The sequence below is a fragment of the Enterococcus sp. R12 genome, assembly GCF_058135755.1.
On sequence record NZ_CM176874.1, the window covers coordinates 573913 to 590502 of the forward strand.

The 16590-nt window shown below is 43.0% G+C and carries 15 protein-coding genes; 8 read left to right on the plus strand and 7 right to left on the minus strand.

The features are described from left to right. Positions 1–963, plus strand: coding sequence for a transketolase family protein (locus ACTW1R_RS02670; protein WP_121260031.1), 963 nt, complete (start codon positions 1–3; stop codon positions 961–963). Between the two features lie 115 nt (positions 964–1078). Here ACTW1R_RS02670 and ACTW1R_RS02675 read toward each other — a convergent pair whose 3' ends face one another. Continuing rightward, positions 1079–2545, minus strand: a complete 1467-nt coding sequence (locus ACTW1R_RS02675; RefSeq protein ID WP_121260029.1) for a PH domain-containing protein — start codon at positions 2543–2545, stop codon at positions 1079–1081. Beyond that, the gene (locus ACTW1R_RS02680) at positions 2535–3026 is read right to left on the minus strand and encodes a PH domain-containing protein (protein ID WP_167822121.1); all 492 of its coding nucleotides are present in this window, start codon (positions 3024–3026) and stop codon (positions 2535–2537) included. Before ACTW1R_RS02680 ends, ACTW1R_RS02675 begins: the two co-directional genes overlap by 11 nt. Before the next feature lie 249 nt (positions 3027–3275). On the opposite strand from ACTW1R_RS02680, the gene ACTW1R_RS02685 reads away from it, so the two are divergent. The 4 genes from ACTW1R_RS02685 (at position 3276) to ACTW1R_RS02700 (ending at position 6818) form a co-directional block, all read left to right on the plus strand. Continuing rightward, entirely contained in the window at positions 3276–3995 is a 720-nt protein-coding gene (locus ACTW1R_RS02685) for an ABC transporter ATP-binding protein (RefSeq protein WP_271814101.1), read from the plus strand. Beyond that, positions 3992–4732, plus strand: coding sequence for an ABC transporter permease (locus ACTW1R_RS02690; RefSeq protein WP_271814103.1), 741 nt, complete (start codon positions 3992–3994; stop codon positions 4730–4732). The genes ACTW1R_RS02685 and ACTW1R_RS02690 overlap by 4 nt, the downstream gene beginning before the upstream one ends. A gap of 21 nt (positions 4733–4753) precedes the next feature. After that, positions 4754–5587, plus strand: a complete 834-nt coding sequence (locus tag ACTW1R_RS02695) for a MerR family transcriptional regulator (protein ID WP_034868784.1) — start codon at positions 4754–4756, stop codon at positions 5585–5587. Between the two features lie 388 nt (positions 5588–5975). Next, positions 5976–6818: a class I SAM-dependent methyltransferase gene (locus ACTW1R_RS02700; protein ID WP_271814108.1), complete on the plus strand. Its 843-nt coding sequence runs from the start codon at positions 5976–5978 to the stop codon at positions 6816–6818. A 119-nt stretch (positions 6819–6937) separates the two neighbouring features. On the opposite strand, the gene ACTW1R_RS02705 is transcribed toward ACTW1R_RS02700, so the two are convergent. The 3 genes from ACTW1R_RS02705 to ACTW1R_RS02715 form a co-directional block, all read right to left on the minus strand. Then, complete coding sequence (locus ACTW1R_RS02705; protein ID WP_034868779.1) at positions 6938–7399, minus strand: GNAT family N-acetyltransferase; 462 nt, start codon at positions 7397–7399, stop codon at positions 6938–6940. A gap of 99 nt (positions 7400–7498) precedes the next feature. Continuing rightward, positions 7499–8008, minus strand: coding sequence for a helicase (locus tag ACTW1R_RS02710; protein ID WP_271814176.1), 510 nt, complete (start codon positions 8006–8008; stop codon positions 7499–7501). Between the two features lie 51 nt (positions 8009–8059). Continuing rightward, the gene (locus tag ACTW1R_RS02715) at positions 8060–8968 is read right to left on the minus strand and encodes a helix-turn-helix transcriptional regulator (protein ID WP_489927387.1); all 909 of its coding nucleotides are present in this window, start codon (positions 8966–8968) and stop codon (positions 8060–8062) included. A 93-nt stretch (positions 8969–9061) separates the two neighbouring features. Between ACTW1R_RS02715 and ACTW1R_RS02720 the strand changes: the two genes are divergently transcribed. The 3 genes from ACTW1R_RS02720 to ACTW1R_RS02730 all read left to right on the plus strand — a co-directional run bounded on the left by ACTW1R_RS02720 (position 9062) and on the right by ACTW1R_RS02730 (position 12797). Then, positions 9062–9490: an effector binding domain-containing protein gene (locus tag ACTW1R_RS02720; RefSeq protein WP_128488312.1), complete on the plus strand. Its 429-nt coding sequence runs from the start codon at positions 9062–9064 to the stop codon at positions 9488–9490. 15 nt (positions 9491–9505) lie between these two features. Next, the gene (locus ACTW1R_RS02725; protein ID WP_271814113.1) at positions 9506–10018 is read left to right on the plus strand and encodes a ClbS/DfsB family four-helix bundle protein; all 513 of its coding nucleotides are present in this window, start codon (positions 9506–9508) and stop codon (positions 10016–10018) included. Positions 10019–10439: 421 nt separating this feature from the next. Beyond that, positions 10440–12797, plus strand: coding sequence for an HAD-IC family P-type ATPase (locus tag ACTW1R_RS02730; RefSeq protein ID WP_271814114.1), 2358 nt, complete (start codon positions 10440–10442; stop codon positions 12795–12797). Between the two features lie 79 nt (positions 12798–12876). Here the strand turns inward: ACTW1R_RS02730 and ACTW1R_RS02735 are convergent, their stop codons facing one another. Further along, positions 12877–14091, minus strand: a complete 1215-nt coding sequence (locus ACTW1R_RS02735; RefSeq protein ID WP_016609717.1) for an MFS transporter — start codon at positions 14089–14091, stop codon at positions 12877–12879. Continuing rightward, positions 14084–16420, minus strand: coding sequence for a family 78 glycoside hydrolase catalytic domain (locus ACTW1R_RS02740; protein WP_489927388.1), 2337 nt, complete (start codon positions 16418–16420; stop codon positions 14084–14086). Before ACTW1R_RS02740 ends, ACTW1R_RS02735 begins: the two co-directional genes overlap by 8 nt. Positions 16421–16590: the final 170 nt, after the last annotated feature.

A 16590-nucleotide genomic window follows, 5' to 3' on the forward strand; every position in this document is an offset into this window, starting at 1 on the left:
ATGTTTATATTAAGTAAAACCACCGCTGCTGGTAAAGAGCTGCGAACTTGTGTCGTTGACACATTGGTGGAACTCATGGATGAAAATAACAAGCTAGTTGCGTTAGATGCCGACCTTGGCTCTGCCAGCGGCTGGACCACGATTGCCAACAAACATCCCCAACGCTTTATCAACATGGGGATCGCGGAAGCCAATATGGTTGGTGTCGCGGCTGGCTTGAGTTTAACTGGTTATACACCTTTTATCCACACCTTTGGGCCATTTGCAACGCGTCGGGTATTCGATCAGCTGTTTATTTCTGGCGGCTATGGCGGCAATACGATCAATATTTACGGTTCTGATCCAGGGTTTGCAGTCGGGCACAACGGCGGCACCCATACGACATGGGAAGATGTGGCATTGATGCGAATGATTCCCCAGTCGATCGTCTGCGATGCAGCGGATGAAGTCCAAATGGCGTGGATCATAAAAACTTTTAGCCAATTATCAGGCATTCATTACGTAAGAGGCAATCGGAAAGCGGTTCCGATGATTTATGAAAAAGGCTCGACCTTTGAACTAGGAAAAGGCAATATTTTAAGACCAGGCGATGAACTGTTGTTGATTGCTAGCGGACAATTGGTTTCTGAAACACTGCAAGTGGCAGAAGAATTAGCAGAAGTAGGAATCAGCTGTGAAGTGATCGATATGTTTACCATCAAACCGATCGATAAAGAAATGATCATCCGTGAAGTTCAGGGGAAACGGCAAGTCATCACCATCGAAAATCATTCTATCACCGGTGGACTAGGGAGTGCCGTCGCCGAAGTGCTTGCTGAAACTGGCAGTACTGTCCCTTTAAAGCGCATTGGTGTCAATGAACGATTTGGCCAAGTCGGCACACCCGACTTCCTGCAAAAAGAATATGGCTTAGATGCTGCTTCAATCAAGCAGCAAATAGTCAAGGGGAAGGTTAAGGGATAGAAAAAGGAAGCATCAACGAATCAATAGTTGATGCTTCCTTTTCATTCCTTTCAGATCTTGAAAAGAAAAGCGTCAAACAGCGCGTCAGTCCTGTTGTTTGACGCTTTTTTATGAACTAAGACAAAAACCAGCGCCGTAAGTTTTCTGCTTCGGTTAATGGAAAGTAGAAAAGCTTACTTTCGGTGAGAGTATCTTCGGTTTTGATGGTTAGCTGTGACTTGCCAAGCCCTCTTTTGTGCTGCCAATGCGTGGTGGTGACAGTGAAATCTTGGATTTTATTTTTCTTCAGATAAGCGGTCACCTTCGTAAGACCGCGAATCGTTTGACACAACAATACGTGGTTGTCTAAAAATTGATAGCCTTGTATTTTGCCCCGCCAAATACTTGATAACACGAAGGAGCCAAAGAACACGAAGAAAATCAGCGCTAACCACCAGAAAAAGAAGACGGAGATTCCTACAGCAAGCAGTCCGATCAGCAGCGGCCAACGGCAGAAGTACCAAAAGTTGGGTCGCGGATTTTTCACTAGAGCGGTTTGTTGAAACGACCATTCGGGTAAAAAGCGGGTCAATGTTTCGGTCAGCTGCGCCTCTTTCAAAATGGGGAACAGATAGACCGTATCATCACTTTCTGACGAACTGCCAGCAGCCAGCAGTAATTTGACGGAGCTTAAGTGAAAGATTCGGCGATAAAGGTTTTGTTCGACACTCAGCCCTTGGATCCTAGCGAGGGGAATCGTTTGGTGTCGTTTAGAAAACAAGCCCTGCGTGATCAGCAGCTGTTGTTGGTTCGTTTTCACCGTAAAGCCATAATAACGGAAAAGATTTCTGGCGATCGCAAGGAAGAAAAACAAAATCAGTAGCCCGAGTAAAAGTGCAGCACCTAATAAAAGGCCAAGTTGCTGCAATTCCGATGCATAGGCAAAGAGATTGGGAATGTTGTCGATCACGTTGTAGCCGATGACTAGAACCAAGGTGAAAACAGAAAAATCAGTGAGAGAAAACAAGAAAATCTCCTTGAATTTCAAAGTGAATGTTTCTAGCGGCGGCTTGGCTGACTTCTCAGCTGAAAACGCAGCGTAATCGTCGGTTGGTTCTTCTCTACTAGTTGTTTGGGCAGTCGGCTGTTGTGGTGTCGCAGCCGCCTTTTTTGACGCTTCGATGGAGGCAATGAGAGCCAGCGGTAATGCAGGGAAAAGAATTTCGGCTTCACCACTCGAACTTGCGGCGCTTTCCAACTTCACTTCAGCTAGTTTAAACGGACGTAAATAAAAGTAATGATTCTCTTGAATCGTTTGGATGCGTTCAAATGGCAAAATCGTTTGTTTTTGGATAAAGAGTCCTTTGTTGACTAGTACACTCGTTTGATCGATTTGAAAGGTAAAGCGGGCGTAAGACAGTACCGCAAAAAGCAGACAGACCAGTAAAAATAGCAGAATGCCACCCAGAATCATCGGAAAAGAAGGGGCGTCGTTGAATAATTTGAATACAAGCAGAAATGCTAGTACCAGAAAATTTTTGCAATTTTTGAACCAATAAAGACCGATACACAGCAACGGCAGTCGTTGTTTTTCATAGATCATATTTGACCACCTCGACTAAATTCATGATGGTTTCTCGCAAGCGTTCGGCTTGCGCCACTGGCAAGCCTTCAATGGTGTGGTTGGTGGCAGCCGTATGAATCTGTAAGGAGACTAAAGCGTATTTTCGCAAAAAGATCCCTTGGTCTGTTTCGATGTGCTGGATTCGACGGATCGGAATATACGTGGTGCTGCGAAATAGATAGCCACGTTGAATAGCGATATCCTTTTCTTGGATCTCGTAGCGATGGAATTTGTAACGATAGCTCATCAGCACAAAAGAAAGCAGATGACTGATCAAAGTCAGTGCCAATAGGCTTGACCAAAGGGCGAACACCCAGAAATGAAGCCAGTTTTGCATGGATAAAAACCAAAAAGAAGCAGCGAAAAGTAAACTGAAAATGATCAGTGAAGTAATTGTCCGCAACCGCCAAACACGGATGATGGTCTGAGGCATTTGTTCATTTAATAAGGGATAATTCAAGGGAAACGTCCTTTCTACATAGAAATAACTGGTTTACCCACAAATATAGTGGAGATAGAAGAAAAAAACAAGCTTAGAAATTAAAAATAGTTAATTGTGATTTAAATAGTGTGGCTCTATCGAACAAAAAGAAAAAGCCGCTTTTAGCTAACCAATGAACATGAGTTTGATCGTCATGAAAAAAGTGAGTCTGCTATTGACTCTCCCTCAAGAGGAGACAGTATGCTTTAGTAGAAAGGGGCGATTGCTGTGGAAAAAATGATTGAGGTTGCCGAGCTATCTAAGAAAATCAACGGTAGGAAAATTATTGATCAACTTACCTTCACCGTAAAAAAAGGCGAGGTGTTCGGCTTATTAGGACCAAATGGAGCAGGAAAAACAACAACGATTGAAACAATTTTAGGTATCAAAACACCAGAGGAAGGTTCTGTCAAAATTCTCGGATCAGATCCTCAAAAAAAGCGACGTGAGGTATTTGAAAAAGTGGGGGTACAGCTTCAATCTTCAAGTTATCAGAACAATATTCGCGTCGGAGAATTGTGCAAAGAGATGACGCTCTTGTATCGACAGCCTCAAGACTATCAAGAGCTTTTGCGTTTGTTTCAGCTGGAACCATTCGAATCGCAATTCATCGACAAACTTTCTGGTGGAGAAAAACAAAAGCTTTCAATTGTACTCGCGTTGATCCCGAATCCCGAGGTGATTTTTTTGGATGAATTGACAACGGGACTGGATACAAAAGCACGGAGAAGTGTCTGGCAAACGCTCCTCAAAATAAAAGAAGCGCAAATGACGATTCTATTGACGACCCACTATATGGAGGAGGCGGAGATTCTTTGTGATCGGCTATGCATCATCGCTCATGGGCGCAAGGTAGTTGAAGGCAGCACGAAGGAGCTGTTAAAAATAAGCGGTCAGCAAAAACTTGAAGAGGCATATCTTTGGTTTGTAGGGGAGGAGATAGAATGAGCAATGTAATGAAACTAGCAAAAATTGAAGGTAAGTTAGCGTTGCGAGGAATTGATGGGATCGTCTTTGGCATTGGCATGCCGCTGGTCGTCCTGTTTTTGACGAATATGATTGGTGGAGAGAAAGTGATTGGTGCTACTTCATATACATTTCAAGAGGGCAGTTTTGCTTCGTTGCTGGTGGTGGGGATTTGCGCAACAGCCTTTATGGGGATTCCGTTAACTATCTGTGATTATCGAGACAAAAAGATTTTGAAACACTTTTTTGTTACCCCAGCTTCTCCAGTTCATCTGATTGCGGCTCAAGTGGTAGTAGCTGCAGCGACTGCACTGCTCTCAGCGATAGGTGTCGCATTCGTGTCGGTGGTATTTCTCGACTATCAAATGAAAGGCAGCTGGATAGTATTGATAGCTAGCTATTTTTTCGTTATGATTGCCATGTATAGCCTAGGACTATTGATTGCTAGTTTGTGTAAAAATATCAAGATTGCCAATCTCGTATGCACAGTGGTTTATTTTCCCATGTTGTTTCTTTCTGGGGCAGTGATTCCCTTTGAGCTCTTTCCAGAAGGTGTGCAAAAAGTCGCTAATGTTCTGCCATTGACACAAGGCGTTAAATTGTTAAAGAGTGTGAGTCTCGATCAACCAATCGGTGACCCTCGATTCATTCTTTTTCTATTGACAGTGGTGACGATCATAGGATTTGGTTTGGCAGTTAAGCTTTTCCGTTGGGAATAACAGGAAACGGAGGAAAGAGTTATGACACAAGAATGTGAAAAAACACCAGATAAGCTGTATCGAATCGGCATGTTTTCTAAAATGAATCAAGTGACGATAAAAACACTGCGTTATTATGATGAGGTGGGGCTGCTTAAGCCCCATTTTATCGATCCAGATAATGGTTATCGCTATTATATCTCTAGTCAGTTGGCACCATTGCATCGGTTATTAGCTTTACGCAGAATGGGGTATAACATCGATGAAATCAAACAAGTGCAAGCAGGAGAAAGCGAAAGGAGAATACTGCATCGCAAGAGACAGCAACTGATGAGAGAGATCACGGAACGGATGGCGATGCTCACGCAGATCGAAGGGTATTTGCAACAGGAAGAAGCCAATTACCAAATGATCGTGAAACGTTTGCCAGCAGTTATCGTCGCTTCAATGAGAATGGTCGTGCCAAACTTCGATCGGTTGTTTTCTATGATCCCAGAAATGGGGCTGCAGATGGAAACAGCTGGTTGCGTCTGCGCATTGCCCGAATATTGTTTTACTATCTATCATGACAACGAGTACAAAGAAGAAAACATTGATGTGGAAGTTTGCGAAGCGGTCACAGAAATGAAAGATAATCAAGGAAATTTGACCTTCAAGCAGATAGAAGAAGTACCAGAGGCAGTTTGCACGGTCCATAAAGGAGCCTACACTGAGTTTCCGAAAGCCTATGCTGCGGTGATCCAGTTTGCTGAAAATAACGGCTATCGAATCACAGGGCCTTTTCGTGAAAGCTATATTGATGGCATTTGGAATAAAGAAAGTGAAGAGGAATGGCTGACTGAGATCCAGCTTCCTGTTGAAAAAATCAGCAGGTGAAGGGAAGCAAAAAATCAGCGTTCTTGCAAAATTTCTACTCCGTAAGGCGTGAATTTCGGCAAGACCATCTTTTAATCGAGTGTCTACAGTCAATTCCCATTGACAAATCGACTGGCGCCTTCTAAACTAAAGGCAGAAAAACAAGAGAAAAAGGTGATGTCTCCGGCCTATCTGCTGTTATTCCTTCGTTAACAGGGGTAGGACTGGAAAAGAGTAAATAAAATCAATTTCATAGGCAAAAAATTGACTGCATGCAGTTTTATTTGAAGTGCCTATCATTGATTTTATTTTACTCTTCGCTTTTTGATCTTCATCGCTTGAAGATTGACCGCAGAGTAAAATCTGCGGTCTTTTTTGTTTTTCAATTATTTTGAAAGGGGAAAAGAAGATGTACCAAGAATTGAGAAAGGCAATCGAGCGGCCACCGCTCTATAAAAAAATGGCAGAGGCGTTTTGGGACGATGCGTATATTTCCAAGCAAATGTTAAAGGCTCATTTGGATCCTGATTTTGAGGGAGCGAGTAGAAAGGCTGACTTTATCGACGAATCTGTTCGCTGGATCAGTCGCATTGTTCCACCAGAAAAACAGACGCAACTTCTTGATATCGGCTGCGGACCAGGGATCTATGCGGAAAAATTTGTAGCGCTGGGCTATCAAGTGACAGGCGTTGATTACTCCAGAAGGTCCATCGCCTATGCGAGAGATTCCGCGAGTAAGCAGCAATTAAACATTACCTATCTATTTGATAATTATTTGGAGATGGCATTGCCTCAGCAGTTTGACTTTATTACCTTGATTTATTGCGATTATGGAGCCTTAAATCCAGAGAAACGAAAACTGCTGCTAAATAATGTGCTGGCGCATCTAAAACCAGGTGGCAAATTTTTGTTCGATGTATTTACGATTGCCCAGTTTTTAATGCTTGATGAAGAACAGACCTGGGAAGTTCATGAATCAGAAGGGTTTTGGCGGGGCGATCCTCATCTTGTGCTGAATCAACGATGGAAATATCCTGATCACGTCTTGCTGGAGCAAACAACGATTTTAGCAGAAACTGAGCTCACCAATTATTATTTATGGACGACCTATTTTACAAAAGATGCATTGCTGAGGGAAGTTCAGGCTGCAGGCTTTGATATCTGTGAGGTATTTGGCGATGTCAAAGGCAGCCCTTATAGCGAGGAAGGTTCAACAATGGCGATACTACTGAGAAAACCATGCACTCACTGAAAGAGTGGTTTTTATGTAAATAGAAACAAAAAGAAACGACGATTTTTTGTCGTTTCTTTTTGTTTGGCGCAGGTTTGGTCGATTGATTCCTAGGTACGAATGATGTGGCTCTTTTCGTACTATTCAGCGAACCGTCGAACCATCGTAATATCTGTTTCCAAATAGCCCATTTTTTTGTATAGCTGATACGCAGACTGATTATGGGCAAAAACGTGCAAGCCGATTTCAATGATGCCTTGCTGGATCGCCCACTTTTCTAAAGCCTGTAACGCTTTGGTGCCATAGCCTTTTCCTCGCTGGTCTTCCTCGATGATAAAGTCATAGATGAAGGCTTTCTGGGCAGCTGTGTTGACCCAAATCACCCCGATCGGTTCACTAAAATCAGCTGCAAATAAAGAAAACAAGTGATTGTTTTCGGTGGCAGTCCCTTGAGGAAGTAAAGAAGCAAAGCTTTCTTTGGCTAGGGCGAGGGCCTCGTCTTTGGCCCATGTGCCTGCTTGGACTTTGTCATTGGCGTATTCGAAAACTGCATTGGTTAAGTAGGCAGCATAGTCGCTGTCTTTCATTGGGATTAAGTTCATCTATTTCTCCTTTTGTCCTTTTCGGCTCTTCTTAACCTACAGAATGATTGTAGGCAATGAGAAACAAAGACATTTGATATGAAACGGTTTGTTTCCCCTTCAGTTGAGACGCTCTGACAGCGGGTCTCGTCGTTGAAACAAAAACAGGTCATCCGGTGCAAACTGGTGTCGTGCATCGCAGGTATAGCCTCGTAGCCAGTCAATCCCATCGATGCGGCGAACGTAGAATCCTTTGGGGAAATCGTCGGTTTTTTCCAAAGGCACAGAAGCGATCGTGATTGCGGCAGCTGGCGCTTTTCCTTGGGATTTCAATCCGGTACTATTTGCCAGTTGGCGATAGCCCAGACGAAAGTGTAAGGCCATTTCCAAGGTACAACAAGTCAATCCATAAGGAGGCGCAGCTGCAAAAATCTCCGTCAAAGAGCCGCCTTGGGGGAGTCCCAGTTCTTTAAGGGGAACAATCACACAAGCAGCACGCTGTTTATCGGCACTGAAGGAGAGCTGGGGATGGCGCAAGAGCTGGTTGGCATACGCGTTTAAGTGAATCTGATTTTCTTCCAACTGCTGGCAAAGGCGGTTTAGCGAAACCCCGCCATACTGTACGATCACTTCTTTCAAAATCAAACACTCCTTTCAATAGGGATCCTTTTCTTAAACAAATCAATTCGCACCCTCGTTCTTGGACAAATTGGCATAAATCGCAGCAACTTCTTCTTGGTAACGATTCTTTAGTCGAGGGGGACTTAAAATGCGTAGGCTTTTTCCAAAAGAGAACAAATAGGGCACTACCCAGCTTTCCTCGGGCAAATCAACGGTAACGACAGCAGTGCCTTCCTCCGTCAAAGTAATATCCTGATGATCGAACTCATCATATACCCGATAAAGAACGTCGGCTTGAAAGAATAGACGCGCAGGATAGGTGTCAACAGTCAACTCAATGGCAGAATCAGGCGCAGTGACTGGGAAAAAATGCTGGTCAGTGACGTAGACCTGACTCATGCGGCTGATTTTATATGTCCGAAAGGCATTCTTTTGCTGGTCGAAGGCTTGCAGATACCAAGCTTGCGAGCGAAAAAGCAGTTTATAAGGCTGGCAGATGCGTTTTTGCAGTCCCTGTTTACTGATATAGTCAAAGGTGATCACGTGGTTTGTTAAAATACTCTTTTTTAATAAATCAAACGTGTCGTTGCCGTTTTCTCGCCGATGCCAAGTGGAAAAATCCACTTCTAGCCAATCAGCATCGGGCTGCTTAAACAAGGATTGCAGTTTTGCCAGCGATTGCCCACTGATCTGTGGCGTCAGCTGGCGAATCCCTTTCAACGCCAAAAGCAGGTTTTTCCGTTCTTCCTCTGATAATAACACTTTATCCAACATAAAACTGCTTAACAAATAAACGCCGCCATTTCGACCCGTTTCGGTATAGATGGGCACGCCAATACTGCTTAGTGTATTGATATCTCTGGTGATGGTGCGAGTCGAGACTTCAAATTGTTTGGCTAATTCAGAAGTGGTTGCTTTTTCATGATTCAACAGGTGGTAGATAAGGCCGAATAGGCGTGTCGTGCTCACTTGGTTTACTCCTTTTATAAAAAGATGATAAAACACTGACACAAGGTGTCTAGGTTTCTATCGTATCATAAAGACAAAGAAGGAGGAACTCCAATGAAATTTTCGATAATGGCAACGGAAAGAACCAATAATTTTACTGATCCAGCGATTCAAGCAAAAATCACTGGCTTATGGGAGAAAAACAGCGAGGCGGTCAAGAAAGCCGCAGAAAAAGGAACGGTCATCGCTTGCGTTTACCACGAGTATGAGTCAAACTATCAAGGAGACTATGCCGTTTCGCTTTGTTTCGAAGAAACGGAGCAAGCAGACTTTGATACAGAAAAATATACTTGGAAAAAGTATCCGATCGATCGGCGCGATGCGCAGGGCATTTTGACTACTTGGCGTCAAATCTGGTCTGAGGAAGAAAACCAGCAGCTGCAGCGCAAGTATTCCTTTGATTTTGAACAGTATGCACCAGACGGCGAGGTGACGATTTTTATCGCCATTGCTGAAAGCGACAAAGAGCAGCTATTTTCCTGAATAGGAGGACAAACAATGAGACAATATGAAAGCAAAGCAGCGCTGATCCAAGAGATCGCAGAACGTTACCAAAAATTTCGCCAAGAATTTGATGAAATTCCTGAAGCCTTGCGAAATCAACGGATAGCAAGTGTCGACAAGACCCCTTCAGAAAACTTGTCTTACCAAATCGGCTGGGTCAGTTTGTTATTGTCATGGGAAGCACAGGAACAGCAAGGGATGAGCGTTCACACACCTGCTGACGGGTACAAATGGAACAACCTTGGCGGATTGTATCAATCTTTTTATCAGACATACGGCAGTTTGACCTTAGCACAGCAACAAGAGCTCTTAGACCAAAAAGTGACGGCCCTTTGCCAGTGGATCGAGGGCTTATCCGATCAGGAATTGTTTGAAGCAAGGCAGCGGGATTGGGCAACCACCAAAGCACAGTGGCCAGTCTATAAGTGGATCCATATCAATACAGTAGCACCCTTTACCAATTTCCGAACGAAAATCCGAAAATGGAAAAAGGAAGCACTGCATTGATCAATAAAAGAAGCAAGCTGGTTGAGCGTTTTTAGCAACTGAGGGAACAGCTGACTTAAAGAATTGTTAAACAGTTGATCTGTGAAGGTCAGCTGTTTTTTTGTTTTGTGTCATCGCAAGAAACCACCTGGAAAGCCTATGCTAGCTTATTGTCTAGTCGGTTCAGTTTAAGGAATAAACTGTTATTTTAATTCCTAAAGTGACGCGAAGGTGACAAAAATGAAACGCCAATTCGTAAAAGGGTATGCTATATTTTAAACAGTACTTGTTTTTTTACAGAAAAAAAGCGGGGAGTCGATGGCGTATCTTACGCAATCGACGCCAATTGTTTTTATAGAAAAAACACAAAACCATTCCCAAGTCTGATGCAAGTTTGCTGAATATTCAGCAAAATAAAAGTAAATGACTAAGAATAGAAAGGGTGAGGATCATCGAAAACAACCAAACCATTGGCTTGACGTCAGGAGAAGTCAAGGCGCGGGTGCAGCGCGGTCAAGTCAATAAGACAAAAAAGGATACGACGAATACGTACCCGAAAATCCTTTTTACTAATATCTTTACCTTTTTCAATTTGATCAACTGTGTCCTATTCTTTCTCGTCTGTTTGACGGGTTCTTATCAAAACGGCTTGTTCGTTTTTGTTGTCTTCAGCAATGTGATCATCAATCTCTTTCAAGAAGTTCGTTCCAAACGAACGCTGGATAAGCTGGCATTGCTAAAAGTTGCCAAAGCCGATGTTTATCGGGATGGCAAGCTAGAGAATTTGCCGATCCACAAACTCGTAATGGATGATGTGTTACGACTGAAAAGCGGGGATCAAGTGCCGACGGATGCCAAAGTTATTCAAGGATCTTTAGAGGTCAATGAATCCTTGCTGACTGGTGAAATGGATACGATCTACAAGCAGCCAGCAGACGAGTTGTTTTCTGGCAGTTTTATCACTGCTGGCGAAGCGTTATGCCAAGTGATCCACGTAGGCGCTGACAACTATATCGCAAAAATCAACAAAGAAGCCAAAACCATCAAACGACAAAAATACTTGATCCAAGGCAGTCTAAACAAAATCATTCGTTGGATCAGTCTGATTTTGGTCCCATTATGTACCCTCTTGTTCGTTAAACAGTTCTATTTTTCTCATGCAACTTTCAACACCGCCATCTTACGGACGGTGGCGGCAGCTGTGGGAATGTTCCCCGAAGGTTTGTTTTTATTGACGAGTGTCACGTTGACCATCAGTGCCGTCTATCTGGCGCGCAAAAAAGTGATGGTGCAGGAATTGAACTGCATTGATGCCTTGGCACGGGTCGATGTTCTTTGCTTAGATAAAACGGGCACGATCACCGAAGGCAAGATGACGGTGGAAAAGACGATTTCCTTTCAATCGGACACACCGTTGGCAGAAATCACTGGTAACTTAATGGCGCAGCTACCCGATCAGAACCCAACGGCAATGGCGCTGCGAACCTTTTTCCCAGAAAAAACGACGTACCAGATGCAGCAAGTCGTCCCTTTTTCATCAGATCGTAAATTCAGTTGCGTCACGTTTGAAGGACAAGGTACTTATTTCATCGGAGCTGCGTCGATTTTACTGGGAACCAACCATGAAGCTGTTTTAAAACAGGAAAGGCAGCTGGCAGAAGAAGGCTACCGTGTGATCGTTTTGGCTCACAGTACGCAAGGCTATGAGGAGGCAGGACTGCCGACGGATATTGAACCGTTAGGATTTTATTTACTGTCAGACACGATCCGTGAAGATGCCAAAGAGACCTTGGAGTATTTTCGTTCACAGGCAATCCAATGCAAGATCATCTCTGGCGATGATCCAGTGACAGTCAGTCAAATCGCGAAAAAAGTCAATCTACCAGGAGCAGCTGATTTTATCGATGTGTCAAAATTAACTGCGACCGAATTAAAAGAAGCTGTCAGCAACTATCAGATTTTTGGTCGAGTGACGCCGCAACAAAAGAAAGAAATGGTGCTCTACTTGAAAGAACAAGGGCATACCGTCGCAATGACTGGCGATGGCGTCAACGATGTTTTGGCGCTAAAAGAAGCCGACTGCTCCATCGCAATGGCTTCTGGTGTTGATGCTGCGCGTCAAGTATCAAATCTGGTTCTTTTGGAAAATCAATTTGATGCTTTGCCATCGGTCATGGACGAAGGCCGCCGAGTGATCAATAACATTACCCGCTCAGGTTCATTGGTGCTAGTGCAAGTCTTATTTTCCATCATGATCACCATGGGGACGTTGTTATCAGGAACGACCTATCCTTTTGAGCCGATCCAATTAACGATCATCAATGCCTGCTTTGTCGGCATTCCGACCTTCTTTTTAAACTTTGAACCAGACTTCAATCGGATCAAAGGGGACTTTATGACGACGATTTTCAAAAATGCTTTTCCAACAGCCTTGACGATTACGGTAGGAACTTTATTGATCATCAACTTTGGCTATTGGTTCAACAGCAGCAGTAAAGCTCTATCGATCATGAGCATTATTTTTACTGCTTGGAACTATCGCTTGATCCAGAAAAAAGTCTATCCAGCGATCAACAGCTATCGAACGATGATTTTTTTCAGCACCCAGATCTTGTACTTTGCCGCTTTGATCGTCGGTCGCGACCTCTTTAACCTAGGCAATACCAGCTATCTCAACCTCATTCTCTTGATTGCCTTGTTGAATTTTTCCGCTTACATGCAACGCTTTGCGGATAAGGGCATCGAGCTGCTGATGCGAAGATATACGAAGAAACGAGCGCTGCAGAAAGTGCAAAACTAATAGAACAAGCCTGAAATGATGGATACCACTCATTTCAGGCTTATTTTTTTGCAAAGAGGAGCTTTAAGCAATCATATTATCAAGACTGAACCTGTGAAAGGGAATCCTTGTCTAGGGGAGCTTGATTCAATGCACGTTTGCCGATATTGGTTACTAAGACGATTAGACTAATGATCACGCAAGCAATTCCACCGAATAAGAAGGCTTGTTCACCGGGATTAATCGTTAACCAACTTAGGATGATTGGTGAAAAAATACCGCCCAGTGAGTTCAAAAATTGGAACACGGACATAGCAATTGCAATCTCAAAAGGCCGTGCCTTCAAAGAGATATAGTAAGGAATGGTGGCCATAACCATAGCCATAGCAAATCCTGATAGAATAGCGCCGATAGACATGGTCAATACCGTTGAAGAAAAACGGCTGATCAAAAACGTCAAAGCTAACGATAGAAATCCTAATGCAAGTGTTTTATCTTTTGTCACGCGATTGATGTATTTCAAACTGAAGCCGGCAATGAACCCACCGACCGTTCCAATTGCATTGACTAATCCAGTCGTACTTGTACCGCCAATTTCTTTATGATTGATCAAAATAGAGAGATTACTTGGATAAATTGTGTAAATAAATGACATGAAAAATGAGAGCCCTGCAATAACAAAAATCAGTTTACTCATTGATTTTAAAACATCAATAGGAGCTAAGGCGGGCTGGCTCTTTTTATCAGCCGCCGTTTTTTGAATAATTTTATCCATAGGCAGATTAATTAGCAATAATAAGAAGATCAGGATGGTTATTAGAAAAATGTAGTAGGTATTCTGCCAATTTGATGCCCCTAACAACCCGCCACCCAGCATCATTACGACGGAGCCTAGCGAAGTAATTGCTGTTCCGATACCCATTAAGCCGGCTCGTTCTTCTCCTTCAAAGTACTCTGAGAGCAACATAGGACTGAGTGTATTCATAAAACCAATCCCAATGCCCAAAATAAGCGCAAACCCCAATAGGAGATTGATGCTTGAATGAAAGAAGATAGGGACTAATCCTCCAATAGCTGTTAAAAGAATTCCGAAGAGAGCTAAGATTTTTTTGGGGCATTTCATCGCTAATACTCCTACGAATAGTGTGGTAATCAAAGACCCTAAACTAGGGATCGTACCGATCATTTGAATCTTCGCAATCGGTTCATTAGGAAAATCAGCAATAATGGCACTGTAAGCATTCGTCACAACTAAGGCACTCATACTCATAAAACTCAGACTAATGATGCCGATTTTTAACCTCAATTTACTCATATATTTTCTCTCCTTTAATCGTTAAATGATGTTCGCCAGATGTTAAAACTTTTGAGGTCTCTCCATATTGGAAGACTGCGGTTGTATTCTGTGGCACACATAAACGGAATTGGTCATTGCTTCGTTCGATCTCAATGTCACCATATGCCGTTGTATAGTTCAAGTGATAACTTGGGATCACGTTTTGCTCAAGCGGTGAAATTGTAAAAGAAGTAAAACCAGGTTCTGTTACTTGCAATCCTGCCAAACGTCTCACTAGCCAATCCCCAACACAACCAAATGCATAGTGGTTGAAAGAAAAATCACAGACTGTACCATCAGGTTGAATCGATGCCCAGGATTCCCAAATCGTCGTTGCCCCATGTTTGACTTCGTAAAGCCAAGAAGGGCATTCCTCTTGTAGTAAGAGCTTCAGTGCCAATTCTTGATAGCCATAATCACAAAGAACGTCAAGGAGATAAGGGATGGATAAAAACCCAGTGTCTAAGCAATAATTGTTTGCAATAATCAGTTTGGATAGTCTTGCTGCTGCAGCTTTTGCCGCTGTTTCATCTAAAAGACCAAACGCGAGTGCGATCACATAGCTTCCTTGAAAATCAGCGGTAAGGTGATCATCGTGCCAGTAATATTTCTGAAAAGCAGCTTTTACCTTATGACTAAAATCATTCCAATCTTCTTCCTCTTCATCCAGTAGCTGGCTGATTTGAGCAAAAAGTTGAGACGAGTGTGCTAGAAAAGCCGTACCGAAAAGGTCTTTCGTGACGAATGCCGTTTCCATCGGACCTTTCGCATCTTCTCCGATCATAAAGCTAGGAAACATCCAGTCACCAAAATGAAACTTTGTATCCCATAAATATTGTTTGTCATCCTTCTTGTCTGCAGCTGCGCTTTTTCGACTAAAGGAGAGCCAACGCTTCATTGCTTGATAATTCTCGGCTAAAATTTCTAACTTGCCATACCGTTGATACAATGTCCAAGGAAGTAAGACGATTGCGTCACCCCAACCAGCAGAAGACAAAGAACCAGTAAGTGACTCTCCTTCAAAATAATCTCGTGGGGCAGGGGTATAGTCGACGATTTGTCCATCTACTTGTTGCTCCAATCGAACGTTGTCTAGCCAACGCCCTAAGAAGTCATAAACATCCATAAAGAAAGTTGCTGTGGGTCCGAACACTTGAATGTCACCTGTCCAGCCGACCCGTTCCCGTTGCGGACAATCTGTTGGAATCGATAGCATATTCCCTTTTTGACTCCATTGAATATTCTCAATCAGCTGATTTATTTTTTGATTGGATGTAGTAAAAGAGCCGGTTGCTTTCATATCAGAATAAATCGCATATGCCCAAACAGACTGTTTATCAGGCAGGACGTCAAGCCCGTCAATTTTGATGTAGCGAAATCCGTGAAAGGTAAAATCAGGCTCTAGGCAGGCTTCACGTCCGTTGCCAATAAATACATCTTTTTGGTCTTTGTTTCTTCCAACGATATTATTGAAAAAATGCCCCTCCCGATCGAGCACTTCGCTATGCTCAATGGTAATTTCCTGTCCATCAGCCAATGGAATCTGTAACTGGACGCGACCTGCGATCACTTGGCCGAAGTCTACGATCACAGCGTCCTTTTCCCACCAAATACTCTTTGCTGCAAGCTTTTCTTGGCGTTTGACTTGCGGTCCTCTTTGAGGAGTCAAATGATCGAAGCCATAATCTGCTTTTGATACTTTCGTAAATCCAGTTAGGTCAAAATCGGTTTCCCAGTTTTCCTTTTCTAAACGCAAATCTTGTTTTTCACCAATAAAAAGATCACTGTAGACATATTTGCCATGGCTGCTAACAAAATCTTCGTCTGTCACAATGATTTCATACGTACCGTCGGTATAGTAGATTTCGATTTCTCCTAAAATACCTAGTCGATCACCGAATTGAGCACTGCCGCCACTGACACTGACCCTGCCGGCGTACCAGCCGTCAGCTAACGTTACCGACCAAACATTTTTTTCTTTTAACATGTAGGTCACATCATATGTCTGGTATTGAAGATACTGCGTGTAAGAGGTATAATCTGGCGCAAATATGGCTTCTGATACAGCTTGTCCATTGATTTTTGCTTGGTAGATGCCGTGTGCCGTCATCGTAAGGGATGCTTGTTTGATAGACTTGTTTTCAACAGTGAATATTTTTTTCAAATAATGTGGTGGGAGTAACCTTTCTTCGGGAGGAGCCTGCACAACTTTTTTTCCTGAAAACATATCCGCCAAACTGAATGGTGGTTCTTTTCGAGTTGGCTCTTGCTGCGGTTCGATCCAAGTCGCTTGCCATTTTTTTGTCATAAACTGTCCTTCTTTCTTTCAACATTTGCCCTAAATGAAGCTTGCAATTCTTTTAATGGCTTGTTAGTATTACTACTAAGTTTTTGATACCTAAATTGTAAGCGCTATTCTTTTTTGTGTCTTAGCTATTATTGCCAACCCGATTAGTAAAAAAAGACATTGGAGGATTT

What these genes read in the sequence shown, in the direction of transcription:
- ACTW1R_RS02740 (WP_489927388.1), bottom strand. Translation starts at nt 16,420, where the DNA reads ATGACAAAAAAATGGCAAGCGACTTGGATCGAACCGCAGCAAGAGCCA.
- ACTW1R_RS02690 (WP_271814103.1), top strand. Translation starts at nt 3,992, where the DNA reads ATGAGCAATGTAATGAAACTAGCAAAAATTGAAGGTAAGTTAGCGTTG.
- ACTW1R_RS02675 (WP_121260029.1), bottom strand. Translation starts at nt 2,545, where the DNA reads ATGATCTATGAAAAACAACGACTGCCGTTGCTGTGTATCGGTCTTTAT.
- ACTW1R_RS02695 (WP_034868784.1), top strand. Translation starts at nt 4,754, where the DNA reads ATGACACAAGAATGTGAAAAAACACCAGATAAGCTGTATCGAATCGGC.
- ACTW1R_RS02700 (WP_271814108.1), top strand. Translation starts at nt 5,976, where the DNA reads ATGTACCAAGAATTGAGAAAGGCAATCGAGCGGCCACCGCTCTATAAA.
- ACTW1R_RS02735 (WP_016609717.1), bottom strand. Translation starts at nt 14,091, where the DNA reads ATGAGTAAATTGAGGTTAAAAATCGGCATCATTAGTCTGAGTTTTATG.
- ACTW1R_RS02705 (WP_034868779.1), bottom strand. Translation starts at nt 7,399, where the DNA reads ATGAACTTAATCCCAATGAAAGACAGCGACTATGCTGCCTACTTAACC.
- ACTW1R_RS02720 (WP_128488312.1), top strand. Translation starts at nt 9,062, where the DNA reads ATGAAATTTTCGATAATGGCAACGGAAAGAACCAATAATTTTACTGAT.
- ACTW1R_RS02725 (WP_271814113.1), top strand. Translation starts at nt 9,506, where the DNA reads ATGAGACAATATGAAAGCAAAGCAGCGCTGATCCAAGAGATCGCAGAA.
- ACTW1R_RS02670 (WP_121260031.1), top strand. Translation starts at nt 1, where the DNA reads ATGTTTATATTAAGTAAAACCACCGCTGCTGGTAAAGAGCTGCGAACT.